The sequence below is a fragment of the Caldicellulosiruptor naganoensis genome (genome assembly GCF_026914285.1).
Taxonomy (GTDB): Bacteria; Bacillota; Thermoanaerobacteria; order Caldicellulosiruptorales; family Caldicellulosiruptoraceae; genus Caldicellulosiruptor; species Caldicellulosiruptor naganoensis.
In genome coordinates this window covers 456,142-479,124 of record NZ_CP113864.1, presented here as the reverse complement: position 1 = coordinate 479,124, position 22,983 = coordinate 456,142, and the positions used below count along the sequence as shown (strand labels likewise).

General features: G+C 35.7%; 15 protein-coding genes, 3 pseudogenes and 1 riboswitch. Of the genes and pseudogenes, 4 read left to right on the top strand and 14 right to left on the bottom strand.

Annotated elements, in window-relative coordinates:
- Positions 1–2: 2 nt before the first annotated feature.
- From OTJ99_RS02210 to crcB (OTJ99_RS02145), 12 genes and pseudogenes are all read right to left on the bottom strand, one after another.
- Entirely contained in the window at positions 3–1,334 is a 1,332-nt protein-coding gene (locus tag OTJ99_RS02210) for an ABC transporter substrate-binding protein (protein WP_045165414.1), read from the bottom strand.
- Between the two features lie 235 nt (positions 1,335–1,569).
- Positions 1,570–2,759 (bottom strand): annotated as a pseudogene (locus OTJ99_RS13125) (ISL3 family transposase).
- A gap of 227 nt (positions 2,760–2,986) precedes the next feature.
- Positions 2,987–4,495: an ABC transporter substrate-binding protein gene (locus tag OTJ99_RS02190; RefSeq protein WP_045165598.1), complete on the bottom strand. Its 1,509-nt coding sequence runs from the start codon at positions 4,493–4,495 to the stop codon at positions 2,987–2,989.
- Positions 4,496–4,583: 88 nt separating this feature from the next.
- Entirely contained in the window at positions 4,584–5,489 is a 906-nt protein-coding gene (locus tag OTJ99_RS02185) for a carbohydrate ABC transporter permease (RefSeq protein WP_045165415.1), read from the bottom strand.
- A gap of 29 nt (positions 5,490–5,518) precedes the next feature.
- Entirely contained in the window at positions 5,519–6,463 is a 945-nt protein-coding gene (locus OTJ99_RS02180; protein ID WP_045165416.1) for an ABC transporter permease, read from the bottom strand.
- 268 nt (positions 6,464–6,731) lie between these two features.
- Positions 6,732–9,002: a cellulase family glycosylhydrolase gene (locus OTJ99_RS02175; protein ID WP_045165417.1), complete on the bottom strand. Its 2,271-nt coding sequence runs from the start codon at positions 9,000–9,002 to the stop codon at positions 6,732–6,734.
- 441 nt (positions 9,003–9,443) lie between these two features.
- Positions 9,444–11,231 carry an aspartate--tRNA ligase gene (gene aspS / locus OTJ99_RS02170; RefSeq protein WP_045165418.1) on the bottom strand — a complete coding sequence of 596 codons (1,788 nt, stop codon included), beginning with the start codon at positions 11,229–11,231 and terminating at the stop codon, positions 9,444–9,446.
- Positions 11,232–11,258: 27 nt separating this feature from the next.
- A complete protein-coding gene (gene hisS, locus OTJ99_RS02165; RefSeq protein ID WP_045165419.1) occupies positions 11,259–12,518 on the bottom strand; it encodes a histidine--tRNA ligase in 1,260 nt (419 codons plus the stop codon).
- Between the two features lie 210 nt (positions 12,519–12,728).
- Positions 12,729–12,959 carry a type II toxin-antitoxin system MqsA family antitoxin gene (locus OTJ99_RS02160; protein ID WP_045165420.1) on the bottom strand — a complete coding sequence of 77 codons (231 nt, stop codon included), beginning with the start codon at positions 12,957–12,959 and terminating at the stop codon, positions 12,729–12,731.
- A 3-nt stretch (positions 12,960–12,962) separates the two neighbouring features.
- Positions 12,963–13,148 carry a DUF4258 domain-containing protein gene (locus OTJ99_RS02155; protein ID WP_235374669.1) on the bottom strand — a complete coding sequence of 62 codons (186 nt, stop codon included), beginning with the start codon at positions 13,146–13,148 and terminating at the stop codon, positions 12,963–12,965.
- 205 nt (positions 13,149–13,353) lie between these two features.
- Positions 13,354–13,710, bottom strand: coding sequence for a fluoride efflux transporter CrcB (gene crcB / locus OTJ99_RS02150; protein ID WP_045165421.1), 357 nt, complete (start codon positions 13,708–13,710; stop codon positions 13,354–13,356).
- Positions 13,707–14,108 (bottom strand): fluoride efflux transporter CrcB, encoded by a 402-nt coding sequence (gene crcB, locus OTJ99_RS02145; protein WP_045165599.1) that lies wholly within the window; start codon positions 14,106–14,108, stop codon positions 13,707–13,709. The genes crcB (OTJ99_RS02150) and crcB (OTJ99_RS02145) overlap by 4 nt, the downstream gene beginning before the upstream one ends.
- A gap of 109 nt (positions 14,109–14,217) precedes the next feature.
- Positions 14,218–14,281: riboswitch (Fluoride riboswitch) on the bottom strand.
- A gap of 136 nt (positions 14,282–14,417) precedes the next feature.
- On the opposite strand from crcB (OTJ99_RS02145), the gene OTJ99_RS02140 reads away from it, so the two are divergent.
- Positions 14,418–15,548 carry a DUF58 domain-containing protein gene (locus tag OTJ99_RS02140; RefSeq protein ID WP_045165422.1) on the top strand — a complete coding sequence of 377 codons (1,131 nt, stop codon included), beginning with the start codon at positions 14,418–14,420 and terminating at the stop codon, positions 15,546–15,548.
- Between the two features lie 24 nt (positions 15,549–15,572).
- On the opposite strand, the gene pulA is transcribed toward OTJ99_RS02140, so the two are convergent.
- Together pulA and pepF are read right to left on the bottom strand one after the other, a co-directional pair.
- Entirely contained in the window at positions 15,573–18,062 is a 2,490-nt protein-coding gene (gene pulA / locus OTJ99_RS02135) for a type I pullulanase (RefSeq protein ID WP_045165423.1), read from the bottom strand.
- 126 nt (positions 18,063–18,188) lie between these two features.
- Positions 18,189–19,608 (bottom strand): annotated as a pseudogene (gene pepF, locus OTJ99_RS02130) (oligoendopeptidase F).
- A gap of 746 nt (positions 19,609–20,354) precedes the next feature.
- Between pepF and OTJ99_RS02125 the strand changes: the two are divergent.
- From OTJ99_RS02125 to OTJ99_RS02120, 3 genes and pseudogenes are all read left to right on the top strand, one after another.
- Positions 20,355–20,867: a flavin reductase gene (locus tag OTJ99_RS02125; RefSeq protein ID WP_045165425.1), complete on the top strand. Its 513-nt coding sequence runs from the start codon at positions 20,355–20,357 to the stop codon at positions 20,865–20,867.
- Positions 20,861–20,962: pseudogene (locus tag OTJ99_RS12970) on the top strand ((2Fe-2S)-binding protein); the annotation flags it as partial. The gene OTJ99_RS02125 and the pseudogene OTJ99_RS12970, both read left to right, overlap by 7 nt.
- A gap of 259 nt (positions 20,963–21,221) precedes the next feature.
- A complete protein-coding gene (locus tag OTJ99_RS02120; RefSeq protein WP_045165426.1) occupies positions 21,222–22,937 on the top strand; it encodes a hypothetical protein in 1,716 nt (571 codons plus the stop codon).
- The last annotated feature ends 46 nt before the right edge of the window (positions 22,938–22,983 follow it).

Sequence of the window (22,983 nt, the reverse complement as noted above, 5' to 3'; positions counted from 1 at the left end):
ATTTATTCACCCAATTTTTTCATATTCTCTTCCCATGCCAAAATAGCTTTTGCCCAAAACTGCTCAGGCGTAATTTTGTCATTTAGAACATAAGGAATGTTTTTAGTAACAACCTCGTCCCAAATAGTCCTATCAATAAAATGGTCAGGCGGTGAAACAAGCACATCTGCATTTTTAATAAGCCCTTCGGCTTTTGCTCTGAGTGGATTTGTAATTTTTGGTGGATTTGTTATTTTCACATTTGGGATAAGTCCCGTCCTTTCGACAAAGATTCTTGCTGTTTTTTCTGAGGTGAGATACTTTAAAAGTCTTATTGCTGCATCCCTCTTTTTGGCGTCTTTCCAGCAAGATGCGCTCATATAAAATGTTCCTCCACCAAGCCCATAAATTAGCTGTCTTTTGCCACCTGATATTACCTGAGGGAAAAAATATATATCAACTGTTTTTGGATCACATTTTGAAATAAACCAAGACCCTTGAACAATCATAGCTGCCTTTTTGGATAAAAATAAATCATTTCGCTGTTTGCTAGTAAGAGTATAGTAATTATCAGGAAACGCTCCTATTTTGTAGAGCTCTTTTAAGTAATCCAGCGCTTTTATGTAAGATGGTGATATCTTATGACCTTTTAAAGGGTTTTCCACTTCTTGCTTTGTCCCAATTGCAACTACTAAGTTTTGATATATGTACGTACCTTCTGGCTGAGCATTGAAAGCAATGGGAATGATCCCTTTGGCCCTGAGTTTTTTACACACGTCCTTGAGTTGAGTAAAATTTTGAGGTACTTTCAAATGATATTTTTCAAATATGTCCTTGTTTACAAAAAGACACTCAACAATTGTCTCAAAGGGGAGGCCATAAATTTTCCCATTCCACATAACATATTTCCACATATCAGGATAAAAACCTTCATACCACTTTCTATCACTTTTTAGCACATCTGTTAATTCAGCAATTTTATCGTTTTTAATCAATATATCCCTAACAGATCCTGGGAAAAGACCAAAAACATCAGGAGAGTTTCCTGAAGCAAAATCAGTTTGGAGTTTTAACAAAAAGTCATCACCAAATAAAGACTCATTAACAACCATAATATCCTTATTCTCTTCTTGGAACTTATTCAAAACAAATGAAAGTGTGTCAGCATAAGGGTCAACACCCCCCCATGAACTAATAAATCTCAGCTCAGTTTTAATATTTGTTTCATCATTGACAATCATTATGCTTTCTTGAATGTTTTTTTGTGTGTTCAAAATCAGCATCAATATTATTGTAATGGTAGTTACCAGGGGTATAAAAAAGCTAAAGTAAGCTATCTTCTTTCTACTAAACATTAAAAATCCCAACCTTACACTCTTGCTTGAATAACTACATTTTAATTATATTTTACCTTATTTTTCAGGCTCTTTGTCAAGAGTTGGGGTGGGTATTCTGAATGCCCACCTTTTTCAGTTTTATCAACCAAGCATTAATTGTAATATATGCCTATTACAGGTAAGCAATTTTAAAAACTCAATCCTACCTTTACCCGCTACTTTTGTGAGTTTTAATTATTCTCTTTACTTTATCCTAACTACCACAACTATATAATGTCCTCTTTCTAAATCTCTCAAAATTTCTATACCCATATGCATTTCTCTTTAAAACTTTTATCTTATTGTTAAAACCTTCTGTTACACTATTTGTATATGGAACATCAAAAAAATTTACTATCTCTGAAAACCAGTTCCTAAAAACCTTTATGCATCTGCAAAATTCACAAAGACCACTTCTCTCTGCCGCCTCTATCCACTTTTTTAATTCAACTTTTGCTTCTGCTGAATTACTGCTTTCTAAAACTTTCTTGAATTCTTCCTTCAGTCTATGCGCTTTCCTTAAATCTCTACTGTACCAAAACATCACTTCTAACTCTTCTCTTTGCTCTGCTGTAAGTTCTTCATAAGACTTTAACAATAATTTCCTGCTCCCCTTGAAATATTTCCTCAAATTATCTTCTATTTCTTTCTGCACTCTTTTCCTTACTCCTTCTGTCGCCCAATAAACATACCTTATAAAATGAAATTTGTCTATTACTATCTTCGCATTTTTAAAATATATCTTTGCTATCTCCACAAATTGTTTCCACATATCACAATATGAAATACTTTACTTTATCCCTTCCTTGTAACCCTTTAAAATATTCAATCAAAACATCTTGTCTTCTGTCTCTTAAAATTTCTACTATCTGTTTTTTCACAGGGTCTACAATTATACACTGATATTTAGCTCCACCTGCATTTCCTTTGAATTTATCTATGCATATCGCCTCAGAAGAAAAATCCTCTATCTTCCTGGTAGGATTTACATTGTCAAATAACCTCATAACTGTTGTTACTGATACATTTGTCTGTCTTGCTATTTCTTTCATATTGCTCAAGCTACTTAAGCTGACTTATAATGTATGCTGCCAATCTATTTGTCATTCTTTGACGCTTGCCCAAAAAATTTATGTGTTCAAAAAATTTCTTTCCACATTCTTTGCAAACATATCTTCGCTTCCTTAAAACTAAATATGTTCTCTTACCCATTATTGGTATGTCCTTTACTCTTTGGACACGATAATCATGTATCTTGCTTGTGATACTGCCACATTTAGGACACTTGTGAGGTTTTTGCGCCTGACTTATATGGAGTTCTACTTCATTTTCGCTTTCTACTACTTGGTGGAGAATGATATCTTTTGATTTCAAAAGTTCTGTGATATAATTATGATTGAGCACTTATTCTGGATGCTTCCTTTCTTTTGTGTTTTTTTTATACCTAAAAACAATTTTAATTATAGCAGGCATTCAGAATAAGTGCTATATTTTTTCTTTTCTTACCACCCCAATATTTATTATAGAGCCATTTTTCATGCTCCAATCAATTTAATTAATTGACTAATATTAGTAACAAACGGGATACCAATATAAAACTGACTATTGGTATCCCGTTTGTCTATATTTTTTTATTTCTTTCTTCCAGTCTTCTTTAAGAACTCATCATATTGTTTCTGAGCTTCTTTTATTATAATGTCAACTCCAGCTTGTTTAAACTTCTTGATTGCCTGTGGTATATACTTATCTGGGTCAACAGAACCTGTCTCAAGAAGTGGAATGTACTGTTTCCATACACTCTTGCATGCAGCAACTTGAGTCTTAACCTTTGAGTCATCAAAGTTAAACCCAAGGCTCAAAAGTGGCAGTGCTTTCTTGTTATACTCTTCAAAGTTCTTCCACTTGTTCGGGTCTTCATTCTCATAGATGTAGTTTATAAACTGGTTACCAAACATCCAACCAAGACCTGGGCTGTAGTCTTTTGCTTTTGGACCAGGAGCAATAATACCTTTCTTTTTATCTTTGAATACGTAGTGCTGGCCTTCGATACCAAAGTTTACTAAGTTGTTTAGATACTTGTCTGTGTTGAAGAGCTCTAAGAACATGAGTGCTCTTTCAGGATTCTTAGATTTTGCATTTATTGCCTGCATTGAACCAATACACTCTCTTGTAGACATAACAGGTGGTGTAATGTCAATCTGCTTCCACTCATATCCTGTTGAGATTGACATTTCAGCATCTTTACCAGGTTTTAAAGACTGTGGCATTACGAATACTTTTCCTGCCTTCAAATCTGACATCCAGTCTGTAACCTGAGCTGCGTCTTTTCTGATGTAACCTGCCAAGTAATACTTTCTTACTGTCTTAAAGAGAGCTTTTGTATTTGGCTGTTCAAGTTCATTTACTATCTTTGTACTCTTGTTATTTGGATAGAGTGAAACTGGAACATCATCATCTACAACCTTATCCCAGTCAAGCAAGAATCTTGGAGACTCACCTGCATATGCTCCTAATGGATATACTCCCGGCTCTTTTTGCTTAATGACCTTCAGATATGGCTCTAAATCTTCTAACTTCTTAACTTTTTTGAACATGTCCTGAAGCTTATACTTCTTTACCAAGTCCATTCTTACAATAAATCCCCAGTTATGAGCCTTTTCTTTGTTTGCAGGAATTGCATATAAAATGCCATTAATTGAAGCACCCTTTATAAAATCATCACCTAAAAGCTTCTTTGTCTTTGGTGCATACTTTGAAAGAAGATCATTTCCTGGTTTGTTGAGTGGTAAAAACGCACCTTTTGCAACGTTAGTTCTGTAGTTGTTTGTCCAAATAGCTGTAAAACAGATGTCAAATGGCTCACCAGCTGCAATCTTTGTCTGCATTCTGTCGTTGTACTCGCCCCAGTCAAACATTGTCATTTTGATTTCAGCGTTGAGTTTTGGTTTAATGTACTCATTTACCTTTTGGTTAATCAAATCCCAGTCTTTCTGTGGTGTACCGATGACATACCATGTGAGTTTAACATAAGGAAGTTTAGACTTAGACGAAGATGCTGCAAAGCCACTTACGATGCCAATCACGCTTGTCAACGCAAACGCCAAGATGAGCATCACTACAAAAAACTTTTTGAGTTTCACAAAAACCAACCTCCCCAACTTTTTGTTTTTTATTATAAGCCCCAAAGCCTGTTAAAACCAGACTTTTGAGGCCTATATCCACCACGCATTATCCTTTGATAGCACCTATTGTAAGACCTTTAACAAAATATCGCTGGAAGAATGGATAAGCTAAAACTATTGGACCCATTCCCATAACTGCCATTGCCATTCTTGCAGATTCTGCAGGTATCTCAGGCGGAATAGATGGATTCATCGCTAATTTTGAAGCAATCTCTGCTAAGTATTGTATTTTTTGCTGAACCCTGTACATTAAATATTGCAAGTTATATAGTTCTTCCTTTTCAATCAACATAAACGGAAGCCACCAGTCATTCCAATACATTATTGCTGCAAAGAGTGCTATTGTTGCAAGTCCCGGCTTTACTAATGGAATAACTATTTTGAAAAATATAGTAAATTCCCCGGCACCATCAATCTTGGCTGATTCAATTATAGAGTCAGGCAAGGACATTGAAAGGTATGTTCTAAAAATCAAGACGTACCACATATTCATTACATATGGAAAGATGAGAGCAAAAATTGTGTTTTTTAAATGCAGTACATTTACACAAACTATATACCACGGCACAAGTCCAGCGTTAATCAACATTGTGAAAAATCCAAAGAAAGTGAAGAATTTTCTATACTTAAAATCTTTTCTGAACAGTACATATGCGTACATTGAAACTACCGCAACACAAAGAAGTGTACCTACCGCAGTTACAAATATTGTAATACCATACGCACGTGCAATTGCAATCCCTTGCTCAAGTACAAAATCATATGACTTTGTACTAAATTTGACTGGAATTAGCCTATACCCTACTTGTCTCATTGCCTCATCATCACTTAGAGATATAGCAACAACTGCCCAAAGAGGAACTAAGCATAATAAAGTTATTAATAAAAACACTATGTGTAATATCACTTCTGCCGATGTTGATATTTGCATAAATTTGCTTTTTGAATGCATGAATCCCCACGCCTTTCCTATTTTGATTGTTAAAAGAGAGCTTTTTCTGGATCAAGTCGTCGAACAATGAGATTAGAAGTCAACACTAATATAAAACCCATTATCGACTGGTAAAAGCTTGCTGCCGAAGCCATTCCTATGTCATTCATCCCCATTAATGTCCTGTATACATATGTGTCAATGACGTTTGTAACATCATAGAGTGCACCGCTGTTCATAGGGAGCTGATAGAAGAGACCAAAGTCTGCATAAAATATTCTTCCTATACCAAGTAGGACAAGTACCACTACCAGTGGAGACAAAAGGGGCAACGTGATATGTTTTATCTGTTGCCACTTGCTCGCTCCATCAATAAGCGCTGCTTCATAGTACTCAGGGTCGATTCCTGTAATTGCAGCCAAGTATATAACCGCATTGTATCCTGTGTATTTCCACAGATTTGCTAAAATAAGTATCACCGGCCATGGTTTTGGCTCAACATACCATGCAATTGGTTCTATTCCAAGTTTAGGCAAAATCAACGTATTTAATATTCCAAGGTCAACACTCAAGAATGCAAACGCCATGTAAGCAACAACAACCCATGATAGAAAATAAGGCAAAAACATTACTGACTGGTAAAACTTCGCCATAAATCTTGCTCTCATCTCACTTAAGGCAATTGCAGTTGCAACAGCAGCTAAATTACCAAGAACAATGAATGCTAAGTTATATAAGAGTGTATTTCTTGTGATTATAAATGCATCAGGCGTTTTGAATAGAAATTCAAAGTTTTTAAAACCAACCCATGGACTTTTTAAAATTCCCACATCATAACGTACATCTTTAAAAGCGATAATAAGGCCAAACAGTGGAAGATAAGAAAATGCAATCAGGAGAATTACCCCAGGTAGTGCCATTATAAATAATGGAAAATTTTTGTTAAGTTCTTTTACAAAACCAGAGCGTGAATATGTGCGCTGACCACTTCTCATCTTGCATGTTCCCCTTTCTATGTTAAATCTTTGGAAATTTCCCTTGTGCTGAGTTTGATTTTCAACTATAGTTTACAATCTTACTTATAAAAAATGAATTGATAAAATTGCATTCTTTTTGTTAATTATTGATATGTAAATTTGCATTATTTTGATTTAAAAGCAGTCAAAAAAGTATAAATTAAAAAATGTAGAAGGCAGAAAAAAAGGAACTATCCTATTTGATAGTCCCTTTATGTGGTACAAGCTTATTATAAAATCTATCCTTTTACATCTTTCCTGTAAGTTCTAAAATTTTGTAGATTATTTGTGTAGCCTCTGCACGTGTAACCTTTGCTTTTGGCCCAAAACTTCCATCTGTAAATACATCCATGAGTCCAAGCGAAATAGCAGCATTTACATCTTGTCTTGCCCAGCTACTGATTGAGTTTTTGTCTGATATTGCAATCTCTTCAGTAGCTTCAGCTTTTTCATCTGTCAAAATCCTGTAAATTCTCATTGCAAATACTGCCATTTCTTCCCGTGTCACTGCCTTCTCTGGTTTTATATATTTGCCATCTCCCAAAATTATGCCTGCCTTATATGCCGTAGATACTTCATTTGCATACCAGCTATTTTTGCTTACATCTGCAAACTCTCCGTTGTAGCTTTCCTCTTGCAAATCTAAGAGTCTGACTGCCATAGCAGCAACCTCAGCTCTTGTGACTGCCTTTTCAGGACCAAATAAATTTGTAGAAATTCCATTGACTATTTTCTTAGAATAAAGCTTTGAAATAGCCTCATACCCAGTTGTCTGAGGGGTAACATCTTCAAAAAGCATATTTGTAAATCTTACATTGTCTAAGTACATTCTACCTTTAAAATCACTGTTTACATCTGCAACAACTATGATTATGTCTCGCAGATGGGTATCAGGTCCAATAATCTTCCCCTCTTTTATCTTATCTAAATCAAAAGAAATTTTGAAAGAATAAAGGTCATCTGGTGTTTTCTTCAGTGTAGATAAATTGCTCAAATCTATATTAAAGCTATCCTCTGCCTGTGCCCAATAGTTAAGAGAAGGTGGTGCAAACGCCAGGAAGATTGCAAGCTCACCTTTTGTTGCCTGTTTTGGTTTTAGGTAAAAGTCAAAGCAGAGATACTTACAATCACCTCTTGTTGTATTTATATTCCTCAAAATTAGCCTTGGAGCAGAAGCCCAACCATCTTGAGGCTTTTTTTCAGGGTACTCAACCTCCCATGAAAGTGCATTTGAACCATTTGCCTCTTCTATTGTTAAAGCACCTTTAACACCAGATGGTCCATCCCAGTCCCAACCTTGCCGTGTACCATCTTCAAAATCAGATGGCAAAATAGGTTGACCAATTGGGGCACACGCGACTTGATCTTGAGAAATTTTCAATGTTCTCTCAATAGGCTGATATGGAATACCCTTTATTCTTGATCGTACATATTCACCAGAGATGCTAAGTTCTGAAATATCCCATTTCTGGTCGCTGCCAGGGTCCAAATCTGTTGCTTGAGACACACCGCTAATGTAGGGAACAAAAGCACCAGAAGTCTCATTTTTATTTGTCAAGGACCAGTTTACCCAGCTTATATTGTTTGCGTTGAGGTACTCAAGCCATTTGTCAGCCTCATCAAGATATGGTCCACCATCACCGCTTGCCTCACTTGTCCCCCATTCTGTTACAAATACTGGAACACCTGCTTCAATTGCCATCTTCATATTTTCAAACACATATCCATCTACCTTGTGTGTACCTGTATAGAAATGAACAGAATACATGACCTTGTCATCTGCAATTGGGTCTTTTATCGCAAAATCTGGTCTTTGGCTCCAGTTAGGCGAACCTACAATTATAATGTTTTCATTTCCCATCTGACGCAGCATCTTTATAATTGGTTCAGCATACGCTTTTACCTTCTTCCACCCTGCTTCATCATTTGTTACACCTGGGTCTGTTGGGTTTGGCTCATTACACAACTCATAAATTATATGAAAATTGTTTGGAAATTTTTGGGCTATCTCCTTGAAAAAGTCTTTTGCCCCTTTATAAATTTCTGCATTGGGGTCGCCGGGATTGAGAACATGCCAATCAACAATTACATACATGTCGTTTTGAATTGCCAATTTAATACCTTCAATGACCTTGTCTTTTACTTGAGGATTTGTAGCATATCCACCTTCTCCTACATACATTGCCAAGCGAATTACATTGCAACCCCAGTCATTTGCAAGTGCAGCAAACGCATTGTTGTTAATTATCTGTGGAAACCATTGCAGACCGTGTGTGCTCATACCACGAAGCTGAATAGGCTCTCCATTTTGGTCAGCTAAAATCCTTCTTCCATTTTGCTTGATAATTTGCAGTCTTCCAGCCACAGAAGGTTTTTTTACCAAGCTGTTGCCAATCAGGTGTGGATACTTATCCTTTTCATACGCAGTATTTTGAGCAAATGTAACAAAGGGAAAAAGAGATAGTAAAAAAGTAAAAACCATAAAGACTGCAAAAACTCTAAGACATTCTTTCTTCATAAAACTCACCCTCCTAAAATAACGTTTGTAATCATTAAAAAATTCCCTAAATACTGCATGAAAATTTACCTTGCACACCTTTTGTCTCCTCTTCTCTTGTAAAATCTTCTCCTTTTTCGTCAAAGAAAAAAAAATCCCTCTCAGATACGCAACTTTGAAAGGTCTAAATAATTTTAAAACAACTAAATCTAACTACCAGTACATGTAATCGTTATCATCTCTTTAGAAATTACTATAGTTCATCTTCTGACTAAATTGAATTAAGAATATTGAATTTTTGTTTTGAAACCTTGCCATGGTATTTGTACTATATTGAAATGAAATGAAGTAAAAATTTTATAACAACAAAACAAGGCTCATACCCTTTTTCAAGTTTAGGTACTTTCTCAAGGATATGAGCCCTTTAAATCTTTTTATATCAACTTTTTCTCCAGCGATTCTCTATACCTTCACAACATCTACCTTAATATGAAGCTCACGAAGCTGTTTTGGCTCAACCTCTGATGGTGCATCTGTGAGCGGGCATGAAGAATCCTTTACTTTCGGGAATGCAATTGTATCTCTTATCGAATCAAGCCCTAAAAGAAGCATACAGAGTCTGTCAAACCCATATGCAATTCCGCCATGCGGTGGTGTTCCGTATTTGAACGCCTCAAGCAAAAATCCAAATCTGTCTTGCGCTCGCTCTTCAGTAAAGCCAAGTGCCTTGAACATTCTCTTTTGTAGGTCTGTTGAGTGAATTCTTATTGACCCACCACCAATCTCTGTTCCATTTAGAACAATGTCATATGCTTTTGACCTGACTCTTGCTGGATCTGTCTCCAAAAACTCTATGTCCTCGTCCATAGGCGATGTAAATGGATGGTGCTTTGCCACATACCTTCCTTCTTCTTCTGAGTACTCAAATAGAGGAAATTCTGTTACCCACAAAAGATTGAATTTAGACTTGTCAAGAAGGTTCAATTTCCTTGCAATCTCAAGTCTAACATTCCCAAGGACGTCAAATACAACCTCATCTTTGTCTGCTGAGAACAAAAGAAGGTCACCAACCTGCGCATCAAGTCTTTTTAGAATCTCATTTATCTCTTCTTCCTTTAAAAACTTGACAATTGGTGATTTTAATCCATCACTTTCAACTGCTATCCATGCAAGTCCTTTTGCACCAAAATTCTTAGCGTACTCAACCAAGGCATCTATCTCTCGTCTTGAAAATTTCACAGCACACCCTTTTGCGTTTATTGCTCTAACTGATCCACCTTTGTTCGCTGCATCTGCAAAGACCTTGAACTCACAGTTTTTCACAATGTCAGTGAGGTTTACAAGCTCCATTCCAAAACGTGTGTCAGGCTTGTCTGTTCCAAACCTTTCCATTGCTTCTTTGTATGTCAGCCTTGGAAGAGGAAGTTTTAGATCTATTCCAAGCATTTCTCTGAAAATTGTCTGAAGAAGCCTTTCGTTTATCTCAATCACATCATCTACATCAACAAATGACATCTCAATATCAATCTGCGTAAACTCAGGTTGCCTGTCTGCACGCAAGTCCTCGTCCCTGAAGCACTTTACAATCTGAAAATACCTGTCAAACCCAGCAACCATTAGAAGTTGTTTGAAAAGCTGAGGAGATTGTGGCAGTGCAAAGAACTTGCCAGGGAAGATTCTGCTTGGAACAAGATAATCCCTTGCACCCTCTGGTGTTGATTTTGTAAGCATTGGTGTTTCTATTTCAATAAAGCCGTTTTGGGACAAGAAATTCCTAACCACTTGGTAAAGTTTGTGTCTAAACATTAAGTTTCTTTGCATATCAGGTCTTCTGAGGTCAAGGTATCTATACTTTAGCCTTACAGCTTCATTTACATTTATCCCTTCTTCAATTGGGAATGGCGGTGTTTCGGACTTGCTAAATATCCTAAGCTCCTTTGCCCTTACCTCAACCTCACCAGTTTTGATCTTAGGGTTTACTGTGTCAGGTGGTCTTTTTTCTACAATGCCTCTGATGCCAATACAATATTCGCTTCTCAAACTGTCTGCTTTCTCCATAAGTTCTTCGCCCATCTTCTCATCAAACACAACCTGAACAATTCCAGTTCTGTCTCGCAAATCAACAAATATTATTCCACCAAGGTCACGTCTTGTGTCAACCCAACCTGTCAAAATCACTTCTTTGCCAACATCTTCAAGTGACACTTCTCCACAGTACTTTGTTCTTTTGAAGCCTTTGATGCTTTCCAATAATATCACCCTCTTTGTAAATTTTGTTTATATCTTACTTTTGATGTACTGAGCTAAACCTTCTATTCTTACAACCTCTTCTGATGACGTCTTCATCTCTCTTACCTTGCAAACTCCTTTTTCAAGCTCATCATCGCCGATTATGACTGAAAAATCACAACCCAGCTTATCTGCATACTTTAGCTGAGATTTAAGACTTCTCGAAAGCTCTTCAATTACAGTGGAAATCCCTGCAAATCTCAAAGCACTTGCAATCTCAAACGCTTTTTTGGTTGCCAAATCTCCTAAGGTTGCAATAAAAACTTGAGGAACCTGTGGCTTTTGTGGAATCAGACCTTTTTGTGAAAGAAGCATTATAAGCCTCTCAACACCAATTGCAAACCCAATGCCAGGGGTACTGCTTCCACCTATCTGCTCTATTAAGTTATCATACCTTCCCCCACCACAGATTGCAAGTTCTTTGTCCAAAACCACATCAACAATCTCAAAAACTGTCTTTGTATAGTAATCCAATCCTCTTACAATGTAAGGGTCAACTTTGTAACAAACACCTGCTGCATCCAAATACCCTTTTAGAGCTTCAAAATGAGTTTTGCACTCATCGCAAAGATACTCTATTGGCTTTGGAGCATCTTTGGCAATCAGCTTGCAATTATTTTCTTTGCAATCCAAAATCCTCATCGGATTTTTATCAAGCCTTTGTTTGCAGGTTGGACAGAGCTTATCATAGTAGCCTAAAAAGTATTCTTTGAGATTTTTCACATAGTCCTTTCTGCAAACAGGACAACCAATACTGTTTATATTCACAACAATATTGTCAAGCCCAAGAGAAACAAAGAAATTGTAAGATAGTGAAATAATCTCTGCATCTGTCACAGGTGACTTTGAACCAAAGTTTTCAATACCAAATTGATGAAACTCTCTGTATCTTCCGCCTTGGGTATTTTCATATCTGAATGCTGATATAATGTAGTAAAGCCTTTGTGGCATGGGTCTTGATGCAAACCCATGCTCAATGAACAGCCTTGCAACAGAAGCTGTCCCTTCTGGACGCAATGTTATACTTCTTCCACCTTTGTCTAAAAAAGTGTACATCTCTTTTTGAACAATGTCTGTTGTCTCACCAACGCCTCGCTGGAAAAGCTCTGTATATTCAAATGTTGGAAATCTTACTTCTTGATAGCCATAAAGTTTGCAAATCTGCCTGAATTTGTCCTCAACATATTGCCATATATAGCTTTCTTCTGGCAAGACATCCTTTGTTCCTTTTGGTGCTTGGATTTTCATAATAGTTGTCTCTCCTTAAAGGTAATTTATTTTTGATTTTTACAATATTTAAATTATATACTACCTGTGAAGAAAGTTTCAATCTCTAAAATAAAACAAAAAGCTACAGGATGGTTAAAAATCTATATATCTCCTGTAGCTGGCTTCGTGTAATTATCGCATCTAATCTTATAAGGGATAATTAAATCCAACATAAAATTGTTCAATTGTTTATGCTGCAATATCTGAATAGTTTGCTATAATTATCTCTGTTTTAGTTTTAAGAAGTTCTTCCACTATCTTTTCAAGCTTAAGTGCTGTTTCATCATCAAGATAAGCTTCTCCACATTGTCCACATACAAGGGCTGGAACATTTTTTATAATCACGGTTTGGTTACCAACATCAACAATATGTTTAATCTTTCCTTCTTTCATTTCTGTTCTACACAATGGACACTTCATTTTTTATTTCCTCCTCGTTTTAAAATCAATCATCCATTCGTCCTCAGAAGGAAAATATGCAGTTATAAGCCATAAAAAACCATCTCCAACTGCACAGACTACATGAAGTGGTGAACCATTTTTGGGTACCCAAGAGATTAAACAACTCGGATAAGGATAATCATTTTCATACTGTTCTATAATTTTCACCTTTAAGGATATATTCTATTACATTTTCCCTGGTTATATTTCTTTCTCTCATCCTCTGCAACATATGAGCACGCCATTTAATTTTTCTCTCATTTACGAATTTTCTTATCTCTTCTATAGACAAAGCCATTACTGTTACTTCACACCTTGTTGGTTTTGTTGTATCTATTTATATCTTTTATATCTACTATCTTAGCAAAAAAAGCTAATTAGCATTCGCCAACCAAATCCCTGCACCTGCTGCCATTATGCCAAACACAATAGAGAGGAACACATACAGAAAAGCCTTTTTATGCTTTGATTTTTTTACATACATTGATGTCTCAAGCATAAAGGTAGAGTATGTAGTAAATCCACCCAAAAGACCTGTTGTTAAAAACAGTTTGTATCCTTGTGGTAAATGCTTTGATGACAAAAAACCTATGAAAAAACACCCAACTACGTTTATAAACATGGTTGAAATTGGGTGATCTTTTTCCATAATTTCTTTGAATATCTTAGAAATTAGATATCTCAAAACTGCACCCACAACACCGCCAAGTCCAACAATAAAAAGATTCATACCTCTTGAGCCACCTCTTCTTTTTGCCTTCTTGCTGCAACAAACTCTGCTGCCTCATAACCCAGTAGTGCTGCAAAAAGCCCAAGCAAAATTGAAAGCACAGGATACACAAAAGCCTTTGCCGCCTCACCTTTTGAGATAAGTTTTATTATCTCAATTATAAATGTTGAAAAGGTTGTAAAACTGCTTATAAACCCAGTTGTAATCATGTGACGAACAGCTGGTTTTATTTTTATATGATCAATAGTAATCTGCGCAACAAAGCACAAAGCAAAGCTTCCAAGCACATTTATAAAAAGTGTGGCTGTAGGAAAATCAGCTACATAAAGCTGTGAAATTAAGTACCTGCTTATCGCACCAAAAAATGCACCTACTGAGATTGCAGCTATGTTTTTCATCTTTTTTGTCTCTCCTTCCTTCTGGGTAAGTTGCTCATAATTAGAAGGACAATTTTGACTATATAAACAAAAAACTCCTACAAATATTACGCCTTTTTGCAAAGACGCAATATTTGTAGGAGTCATCAGCCATCATTGGCATTTGTTCGGCGGACTCCATCGCCGTTGTAGCGGTATTATAACATGTGAAATTGAATATGTTCAATAGCATTTTTAAACAAAAATTTTAGCCAAATTCTTAGTTTGAATATTCAATATTATGGGCTATAATAAGAATAAACAGAATTAAAAAGAGGTAATAAATCCAAGATGGAAACATTTTGGTTGTTTTTGATATGTTCTACTCTGTTTGCTCTCAACTTCTTTGTCACAAAAAGGTATGGGCTTAAAAATGTAGAATATGAAATTTATTTTGAAGAAGAAAAAAGTAGTGAAGGGCAAGAGATACATATAGTTGAGAGAATCTACAACGGCAAGATTTTGCCTCTTCCATGGGTAAAATCCGAGTTTGAAATCTCTTCATCTTTTTTTATGGAAAATTCTAAAAACTATGTTGTCGGAGACAAGCTAAGATATATTTCTATCTTTTTCTTGCTGCCCTATCAGCAGATTGTAAGACGTCATAAGTTTGTCGCAACAAAACGTGGCTTTTATAAGCTTGACAAAATCTATCTTGTAACAGGAGATTTGTTTGGCCTGGCAACTGCTGATAGATGTTACTATGTAAATGATACTTTGACTGTGTACCCTGCATTTTTGGACCTGCAAAAACATCTTATGCCGCGCTCAAGCTTGTCTGGGGAGACAATTGTTAAGAGACATTACTATGAAGACATCTTCCACTTTGCCGGAATAAGAGAGTATCAGAGCTGTGATGCCTTTAACAGAATAAACTGGAACGCAACTGCAAAGTACAATACTTTGATGGTAAATAAATATGAATATACCTCATCGGGTGATGCAATTATTCTTTTAAATGTCCAAAGTTCAGAGTATGAAAGAAAAGAGGTTTTTAATAAAAACATAATAGAATTTGGAATAAAAATAGCAGCCTCACTTGCGAATGAATGTTTAAAATCGTCCACACCTGTGGGCTTTATTTCAAACTGTTTTGATGAAGAAACTGGTTTGCCTCTTGAAATTCTGCTCCCTTCTCAAGATGCAAACCAGCTTGTTAAGGTGTGTGAGGCCTTGGCACATATCAAAATTCAAGTAAATCAGTACTTTGAGGTTTTACTGTATGATGTTTTAAGATCATACAACTTCAGAGAGCTTTTTATTATCACATGCTTTGTCAACAAAGAGATGGAGGAATGTATAAGACTTTATTCATCTCTTGGAATAAAATTTACACTGATTATGCTCGAATATGACACAAGGTCATTTGACTTAGAATCAGAAAATGTAAGAGTATTTTTGGCAAAAGAGATTGCAAAATAAACTTTTTTAAAGTTTGTCTGGTGATTAATTTTTTGCATATTTTTGGTATGCAATAAAAAGACTCACTGGTGCAATCTCAAAGCTGCCTATTGCCTCTTTTTCAGAAGAGTCGGGAAACACAATGCCATCATTTGCTTTTATATACCAGCTGCCTTCTGGAAGCTGCAAAATCTTCTTTTCCTTAAAAGGATTGTAGGCAACAATAATCTTTTTCCACTCATCATATGGGTATGTTATTATAAAAGCAACAACCCCATCTGGTGCAGGAATAAATCTTAAGTATTTCTTTATCTCTCCGCTTGACCTCATCCTAAAAGCAATATGCTTTCTTCTCAGGTTTATCAAATCACAGTAAAACTTAAACGTATCAAAAAACTTCTCTTTTAAACTCCAATCAATTTTGTTTATGTTATCTCCTGCGTTATAGGTATTAGGATGACCGCCTTTGCTTCTGTTAAACTCAACTCCACCATGTAAAAAAGCAACCCCTTGCGATGTCAGCACAATGGCATTTGCAAGCCTTGATGCCCTGTCAATCCAAAAGATGTCCTCACCAACCATTGTCTTTTGCAGCTTGTCAAAAAGTGTCAAGTTGTCATGACAGGAAACATAGTTTACACATTCATCAGGTTCTTTTGCAAAATCATCAATTGCCGCTTTGATACCTTGTTTTAGTCTCTCAACATCTGATAGATTTCCATGCACATATCCTGTTTTGTAGCCGTCAAGGTCACCTCTTATAGCATCTCTAATCCTGTCGTTAAAAAGTCCGATTGAATAGCCTTGATGACAAGATGACAAGATTGTAGCCATCTCTTCAACAAGGCAGGTACTATCGCCCATCACCCAACCTTCGCCATAAATCAACGCTTTCGGATTTCGTTTCCGCACCTCATTAGCAATTTGCCTCATTGTTTTACAGTCAATAAGCCCCATCAGGTCAAACCTAAAACCGTCTATGTGAAACTCCTCTGTCCAGTAGATAATAGTGTCAAGGATAAATTTCCTCACCATTGGTCTTTCTGTTGCAAGTTCATTTCCACACCCTGTCGCATTTGAATAATCTCCATAGTCATCTACCCTGTAAAAGTATTCAGGTACAATCTTGTCAAATATAGAGAATTTTCCGCCCTTTGTGTGATATGTGTGATTGAAAACAACATCCATCACAACTCCAATTCCATTTTCATGAAGCTTTTTTATCATTGTTCTAAGCTCTTTCAACGCTTCAATACCACCGCTTTTTGTTGAGTACCAATACTCAGGACACTGGTAAAGTACTGGGTCATATCCCCAATTGTATCTTTTGTCTGGGTTTTTGTCATCAACACTCCCAAAATCAGATATTGGTAAAAGATGAACATGAGTTATCCCAAGCTCTTTTAGGTGCAAAAGACCGGTTGAAATCCCTTCCTTGTAATATCCTTCCTGACAAAAACCTAAAAACTTTCCTCTTAAATTTTCATCAATTCCAGAGCTTTGGTCAATTGTAAAATCTCTTACATGCATCTCGTAGATTATAGCATCATTTTGCTTTTCAATATTATCAACAAAACTATCAGCTTGCCATCCGTCTATCAAGCCATCTGCCGGGTCAAATATATAACTTTTGCCAGAGTTTGACGAAGATGCCTTAGAGTATGGGTCTGGGACGTGATACACAATATAGCCTTCATCATCTTCGTAATTGTAATGCCAGATTTCGTAAAGGTAAAAATGATTCTTTAAATCCCCTGGGAGATATACATCCCAAGTACCATTTTCTGCCCTTGACATTTCCTTTTCAAACTTGAAATTTTCATACTCATCAAATATTTGAATCTTTACCTTATAGGCAGTTGGTGCCCAGAGTCTAAAATAGGTTCCATATGGTTCATACCTTGCACCAAGCTCCCCAGCATAGAAATACTCGTTTCTTGTCAAAATCTCTCTTGGACGTGCATATTTGTATTCGTTTTTGTACATTACTTTGTATTTTAAATTTGCCCAAAGCCTTTTGGTGGTTGTAATTTTTACCATGTTTGTGAAAGCTGCTTCTCTGTCAAAATAGTCCTCTATTACAATATCATTTCCATATCCTGGAGGATACCAAAGTTTTCGGCTTGCCCCCTCTGCAAATTTAAACTTTTGACCAATTTGAACATCTTTTAAATCTTTTACAAGCTCATATCTTCCTCTTTGCTTTGAATAAGAAAGCTCCCACTCAGGTGAAATTGTCCAGTTGTTCATATCTCCTATAACAAAAACTGGCCTTACCATAGGTTTTCTGTGAAAATCAAAGTGTCCTTCTTTTAAAACAAATCTAATCTTCCCTTTTTGTTCGCAGATTTCATAGCCTCTTGTTTCTGCTTCAAATGGATTTTCTGAATGTGGTATAAGTTTTTTCACTTTTTCAATTTCTATTTCCTGATCATCTAAAAAAACCTTAAAATCTTCTTTTTTAACTGAATGAACCATCTGCGCAAGCACTACTGTTATCTCGTTAAAATCGTCTATATATGCTTTCACTATCATCAAACTCACCCTATCATTCTTAAGATTTAGAATATGACAATAAGATTATTCTAATTCATCTTTATTGATTTTTTAATACCCCAAAAGTTTTATTGGAAAAACGAAACTATGCCAATCTCTTTGCTTTTATATTTTTCCTTGCTTTTTCAATATCTTTTCCATCTCGTCAACAAGCTGTCCAAAGTAAGTTAACAAATTGTCAACAGGCTTTGTTGATGTCATATCAACACCTGCTTTTTTAAGAACATTGATAGGATAATCTGAACTTCCTGCTTTTAAGAACTCTATATACTTCGCAGTATCGCCCTTTTCGATATTCTTTACAACCTCGTTTGCAGCAGCCATAGAGGTTGCGTATTTATAAACATAAAAGTTCATGTAAAAGTGTGGTATTCTTGCCCACCACAATGTTGCAAGCTTATCAACTTCAAAGCTATCACCATAGTACTTCTTCATCAAGTTACCCCAAATGTTGCACAAAGTTTCCGCAGAGAGTGCTTCCCCTTTTTCTACCCTTTCATGAATTTCTTTTTCGAATTCTGCATACATAACCTGAGTATAAACAGTACCTCTTATATTCTCTACTAAGGTATTCAATAGATAAAGTCTTTCATCATCACTCTTTGCTTTTTTGAGCAGATAATTAATCATTAAAAGCTCATATGTTGTTGAAGCAACCTCAGCTGTGAAGATTGGTATATTGGAATTTATATACTTTTGTGTCTTGTTTGTATAATATGAATTTATAGCATGCCCAAGTTCATGAGCAAGAGTTAAAACAGAATCCATAGTATTGTTATAATTCATAAGGATATCAAGGATGTGTATCATATGCTCCCCATTGATATCCACCTGTATACTTGTTCTCGGTCTCAAATACGTCTATCCATCTATTGTTAAAGGCAATGTTTAGAACCTTTAAATAATCACTTCCAAGCGACTTTAAACCTTCTAAAATTAACTTCTTTGCCTGCTCATAATCGATGTTGACTTCATAATTTTCAACAAGCGGAACATACATATCATATATATGAACTTTGTCAAGATTAAGTACTTTCTTCCTAAGCTTTACATACTTATGCAAATACTTGATATTGTTATTAACCGCCTTGATAAGATTATCATAAACACTCCTTGGAATAAATTCCTGTGCTAAAGAAGCCTCTAATGCTGAATTATATTTTCTTGCTTTTGCAAAAAATACATTTTTCTTTACCTCAGCAGTCAATGTAGCCGCCAATGTCTTAACTTTGTCAAATGAGGAGTATATACCTTCAAATGCTCTCTTTCTGAAATCTCTGTCCTTGCTTTCAAGATATTTGCCATAACTTGCTTCTGTAAGTTGAATCTCATTGCCTTTATCATCTTTTATTTTTGGGAATGTAAGGTCTGCATATTTTAGCTGAGTAAATATACTGTAAGGTGAGCCTGCAAAATCCTGAGCTAAGGCTAATAACTGTTCACCTTCTGGAGATAGAGTATGAGGCTTTTGCTTTAAAACCATATCAAGATACATTTTGTAGTCTGCAAAACTTTTATCCTGCATATATGACTTTAAAGTTTTTTCAGGCAAGCGTAAAAGCTCTGGCTGGATAAACGAAACTGCAGCTGAGACTTGTGCATACATCGTCTCAGATTTTGACCTCATCTCATTTGCCTTGTTATCAGCCTGATTTTCATCAGCCTTCATATGAGCATAAACATAGACTTTGTCTGCAATTCTCATCATCTCATCTCTTAGTTTCAAACATTCAAGTAATTTATTCTTGTCTGAAAGCTTACCCTGGTAATTCTTAAATTTAGGAATGTAATAATTTAAAACCTTGTTTAGATCAGCATTCTACTTTTCTGGAGAGCCATAAATCTCTTCAAGATTCCACTTGTACTTGTCAGGGATTTCACTTCGTTTCATTATCCCTGTTGAAGAAAAACCAATAACTGTTGTGGCAACAAAAAAATGACAATAACAAGGACTAAAAACTTTTTCAAATGTACTCTTTTCATCTTGCTTGCGGCAGTTGCCGCCTTCCCCCTTTCTTAAAAAATTGTATTGGTACGCTTTTTTGAATTTTTAAATTTTTACGATTATATAATATTAAAACTATTTTTGCAATATTGTTGTACCAAAACTTTAATTTGCTTGCCCAATCAAAAAGAGTACTATAATTCCTCAATCTGTTGAATTTTGCAGTTAAAATAATTTGAAAATTAAAATTTATTGTAGTATATTTAAGTTCAAGACAACAATTGTAAACTCTAAGAACTTCAAAATCTCTATCGAGGTGATTTTTCATGGCACATAAAACAATCAAAATAGAAGATCTCAATTTTAACCCTTTTACTTTAATTGGGCAAGAGTGGATGCTCATTACAGCAGGGAACATCAACTCATTTAACACAATGACTGCAAGTTGGGGAAGCCTCGGCTATATTTGGGAAAAGCCTGTTTCCTTTTGTGTAATAAGACCTCAGAGGTTTACAAGAAAGTTTGTTGAAGAAAATGAATTCTTTACACTCTCGTTTTTCGGTAGGGAGTATAGGTCAGCTCTTGAAATCTGCGGCAAATACTCTGGCAAAGATGTTAATAAGGTTGAGATGGCAAAGCTCACCCCCAAAGAAGATGAAGAGTTCAAAACGGTGTTTTTCGATGAGGCTAACCTTGTTTTGATTTGCAAAAAGATTTATTTTCAAGATATAATCCCTGAAAATTTCTTGGACAAAGCTATTTACAATTTTTACACTGCAAAAGATTATCATAGAATGTTTATTGGGGAAATTGTTAAAGTGCTACAGAAAGAAAGATAAATAACCCAACTGGAAAGTGCTGTGCTGCTGTTGTCAAAGAAGCATTTGAAAGGGCTACAAGGATTAAAGAAGAAAACAGGGATTGCCTGAACTGATGCTTATTGGCATTCCTTTATTTCTGTCTTAGAAAAAGTAATTGACTTGCCGCTTATATACACTCTTTGGCCATCTATTCTGAGTTTTAGCTCTCTCCTCTTTTTGAAGCCTGATAGGCCACAAATTGTGTCTTTTACAGTTTTTTCCTCCAGTATGGGGCAAATAGGCAGTAATCAAAAAGGTTGTAATAAGATTTTTAAGTAGTATAATATTCCTTGTAATCGATTTACTCAAATTCTGAAAGGAAGGTTATTGCAAATGGCATACAAAAACTTTAAATTGGCAATATACTGCCCTGCTGGATTTTTAAAAAATGTAGAATTAGAGACGCTTGAAAAAGATTTGGAGTTCTTCCAAAGATACTTAGACATCTCAAAGGTATACCTTGAGACACACAGAGGTGCAGATACCGTCCCAAGAGAGAAAATGCTCAGAATAAAAGAGTTTTTTGAGAGGCAAAATATTAAAACATCTGGTGGAATCACTGCAACTGTGGTGTTCGGAAATGAAGAGCTTGATTATTATAGAATCTTTAATACTTTCTGTTACACAAACCAAAAACACTTAGACAAGTTAAAAGAAATTGTTCAATATACAGCTTCTTTGTTTGATGAAATCATTTTAGATGACTTTTTCTTTACTGCCTGCACATGCCCATCTTGCATTAGAGCAAAAGGAAATCTTAGCTGGAGCGAATTTAGGCTAAATTTAATGACAGAGGTTTCAAGAGAGTACGTGATAAAGCTTGCAAAAAGTGTCAATCCAAATGTAAAATTAATAATCAAATATCCAAATTGGATAGAGTCGTATCAAGAGACAGGTTACAACCCTCAAACTCAGGCAGATCTTTTTGACTATGTATACACAGGTACAGAAACCCGCGACCCTGCTTATACACAACAGCATCTTCCAAGGTATGCAAGCTATTCACTTTTGAGATGGTTTGAAAATCTAAAACCAGGCAAAAACCTCGGTGGATGGTTTGACTCCTTAGATTGTCTGTATAATATTGGCAGCTATCTTGAACAAGCAAATTTAACTGTATTTGCAAAAGCAAAAGAAATTACCTTGTTTGCCTTTCCGCACTTGAGAAACTCTGTATTTGTCCCAGCACTTGGGCTGCAGCTGCGTCATCTTGATGAGATTTGTAAATATATTGAAAATCCTATAGGAATTCCTGTTTACCATCCATTTAATTCATATGGTGAAGACCATATTTATGACTACTTAGGAATGGTTGGAATACCATTTGAGCTCACACCATATTTTCCTGAAAACAGTAATATTGTTTTTATCACAGCTGAGTGTGCAAATGACAAGGATATTCTGCAAAAGTTAAAAGAACATCTTTTAGCCGGAAAAGATGTAATAATGACATCTGGTTTTTTAAAGGCCATGCAAGGAAAAGGAATTGAAGATTTGACCTCTGTGAGAGTGACAGACAAAAAGGTTTTTACAAACTTATTTGCCATCAAAACAGAAGTGTGTTCATTTTCAAAGTATGTATATGGTAAAAAAGAAATACTAATTCCTGTCTTAGAGCACAGGACAAATGCGTCATGGCAGGAGATTGTTGCATTCTCAGGTGAAAACAACTTTCCTGTCCTGATGAAAGACTTTTATGGCAAAGGAACTATTTATACATTGACAATACCTGAAAACTACTCCGACATCTACAACTGGCCACTTGATGTCTTGACTGAAATTCGAAGAGTATTTATGAAAAATTTTGGTTTCTACATTGAAGCCGGAGAAAAGATAGGCATTTTTGCATACAGCAATAGCACTTTCATAATAGAGTCCTTCTTGCCTTACAGAACTAAGGTAAACATACACATTAAGAACAAAAATAAAAAACTTGTTGATCCTTTAAAAGCTTCTGATCTTAAAGTCTCTATGATATCAGAAAATGAAAATATCTATGAAATCAACTTAGAACCAACAAGTTTTAGAGTCTTGAAATTAGAAAACTAAATTTTTTTGAAACTCTTTTGAAGGGAGAGTGCTTGCAAAATGAGCA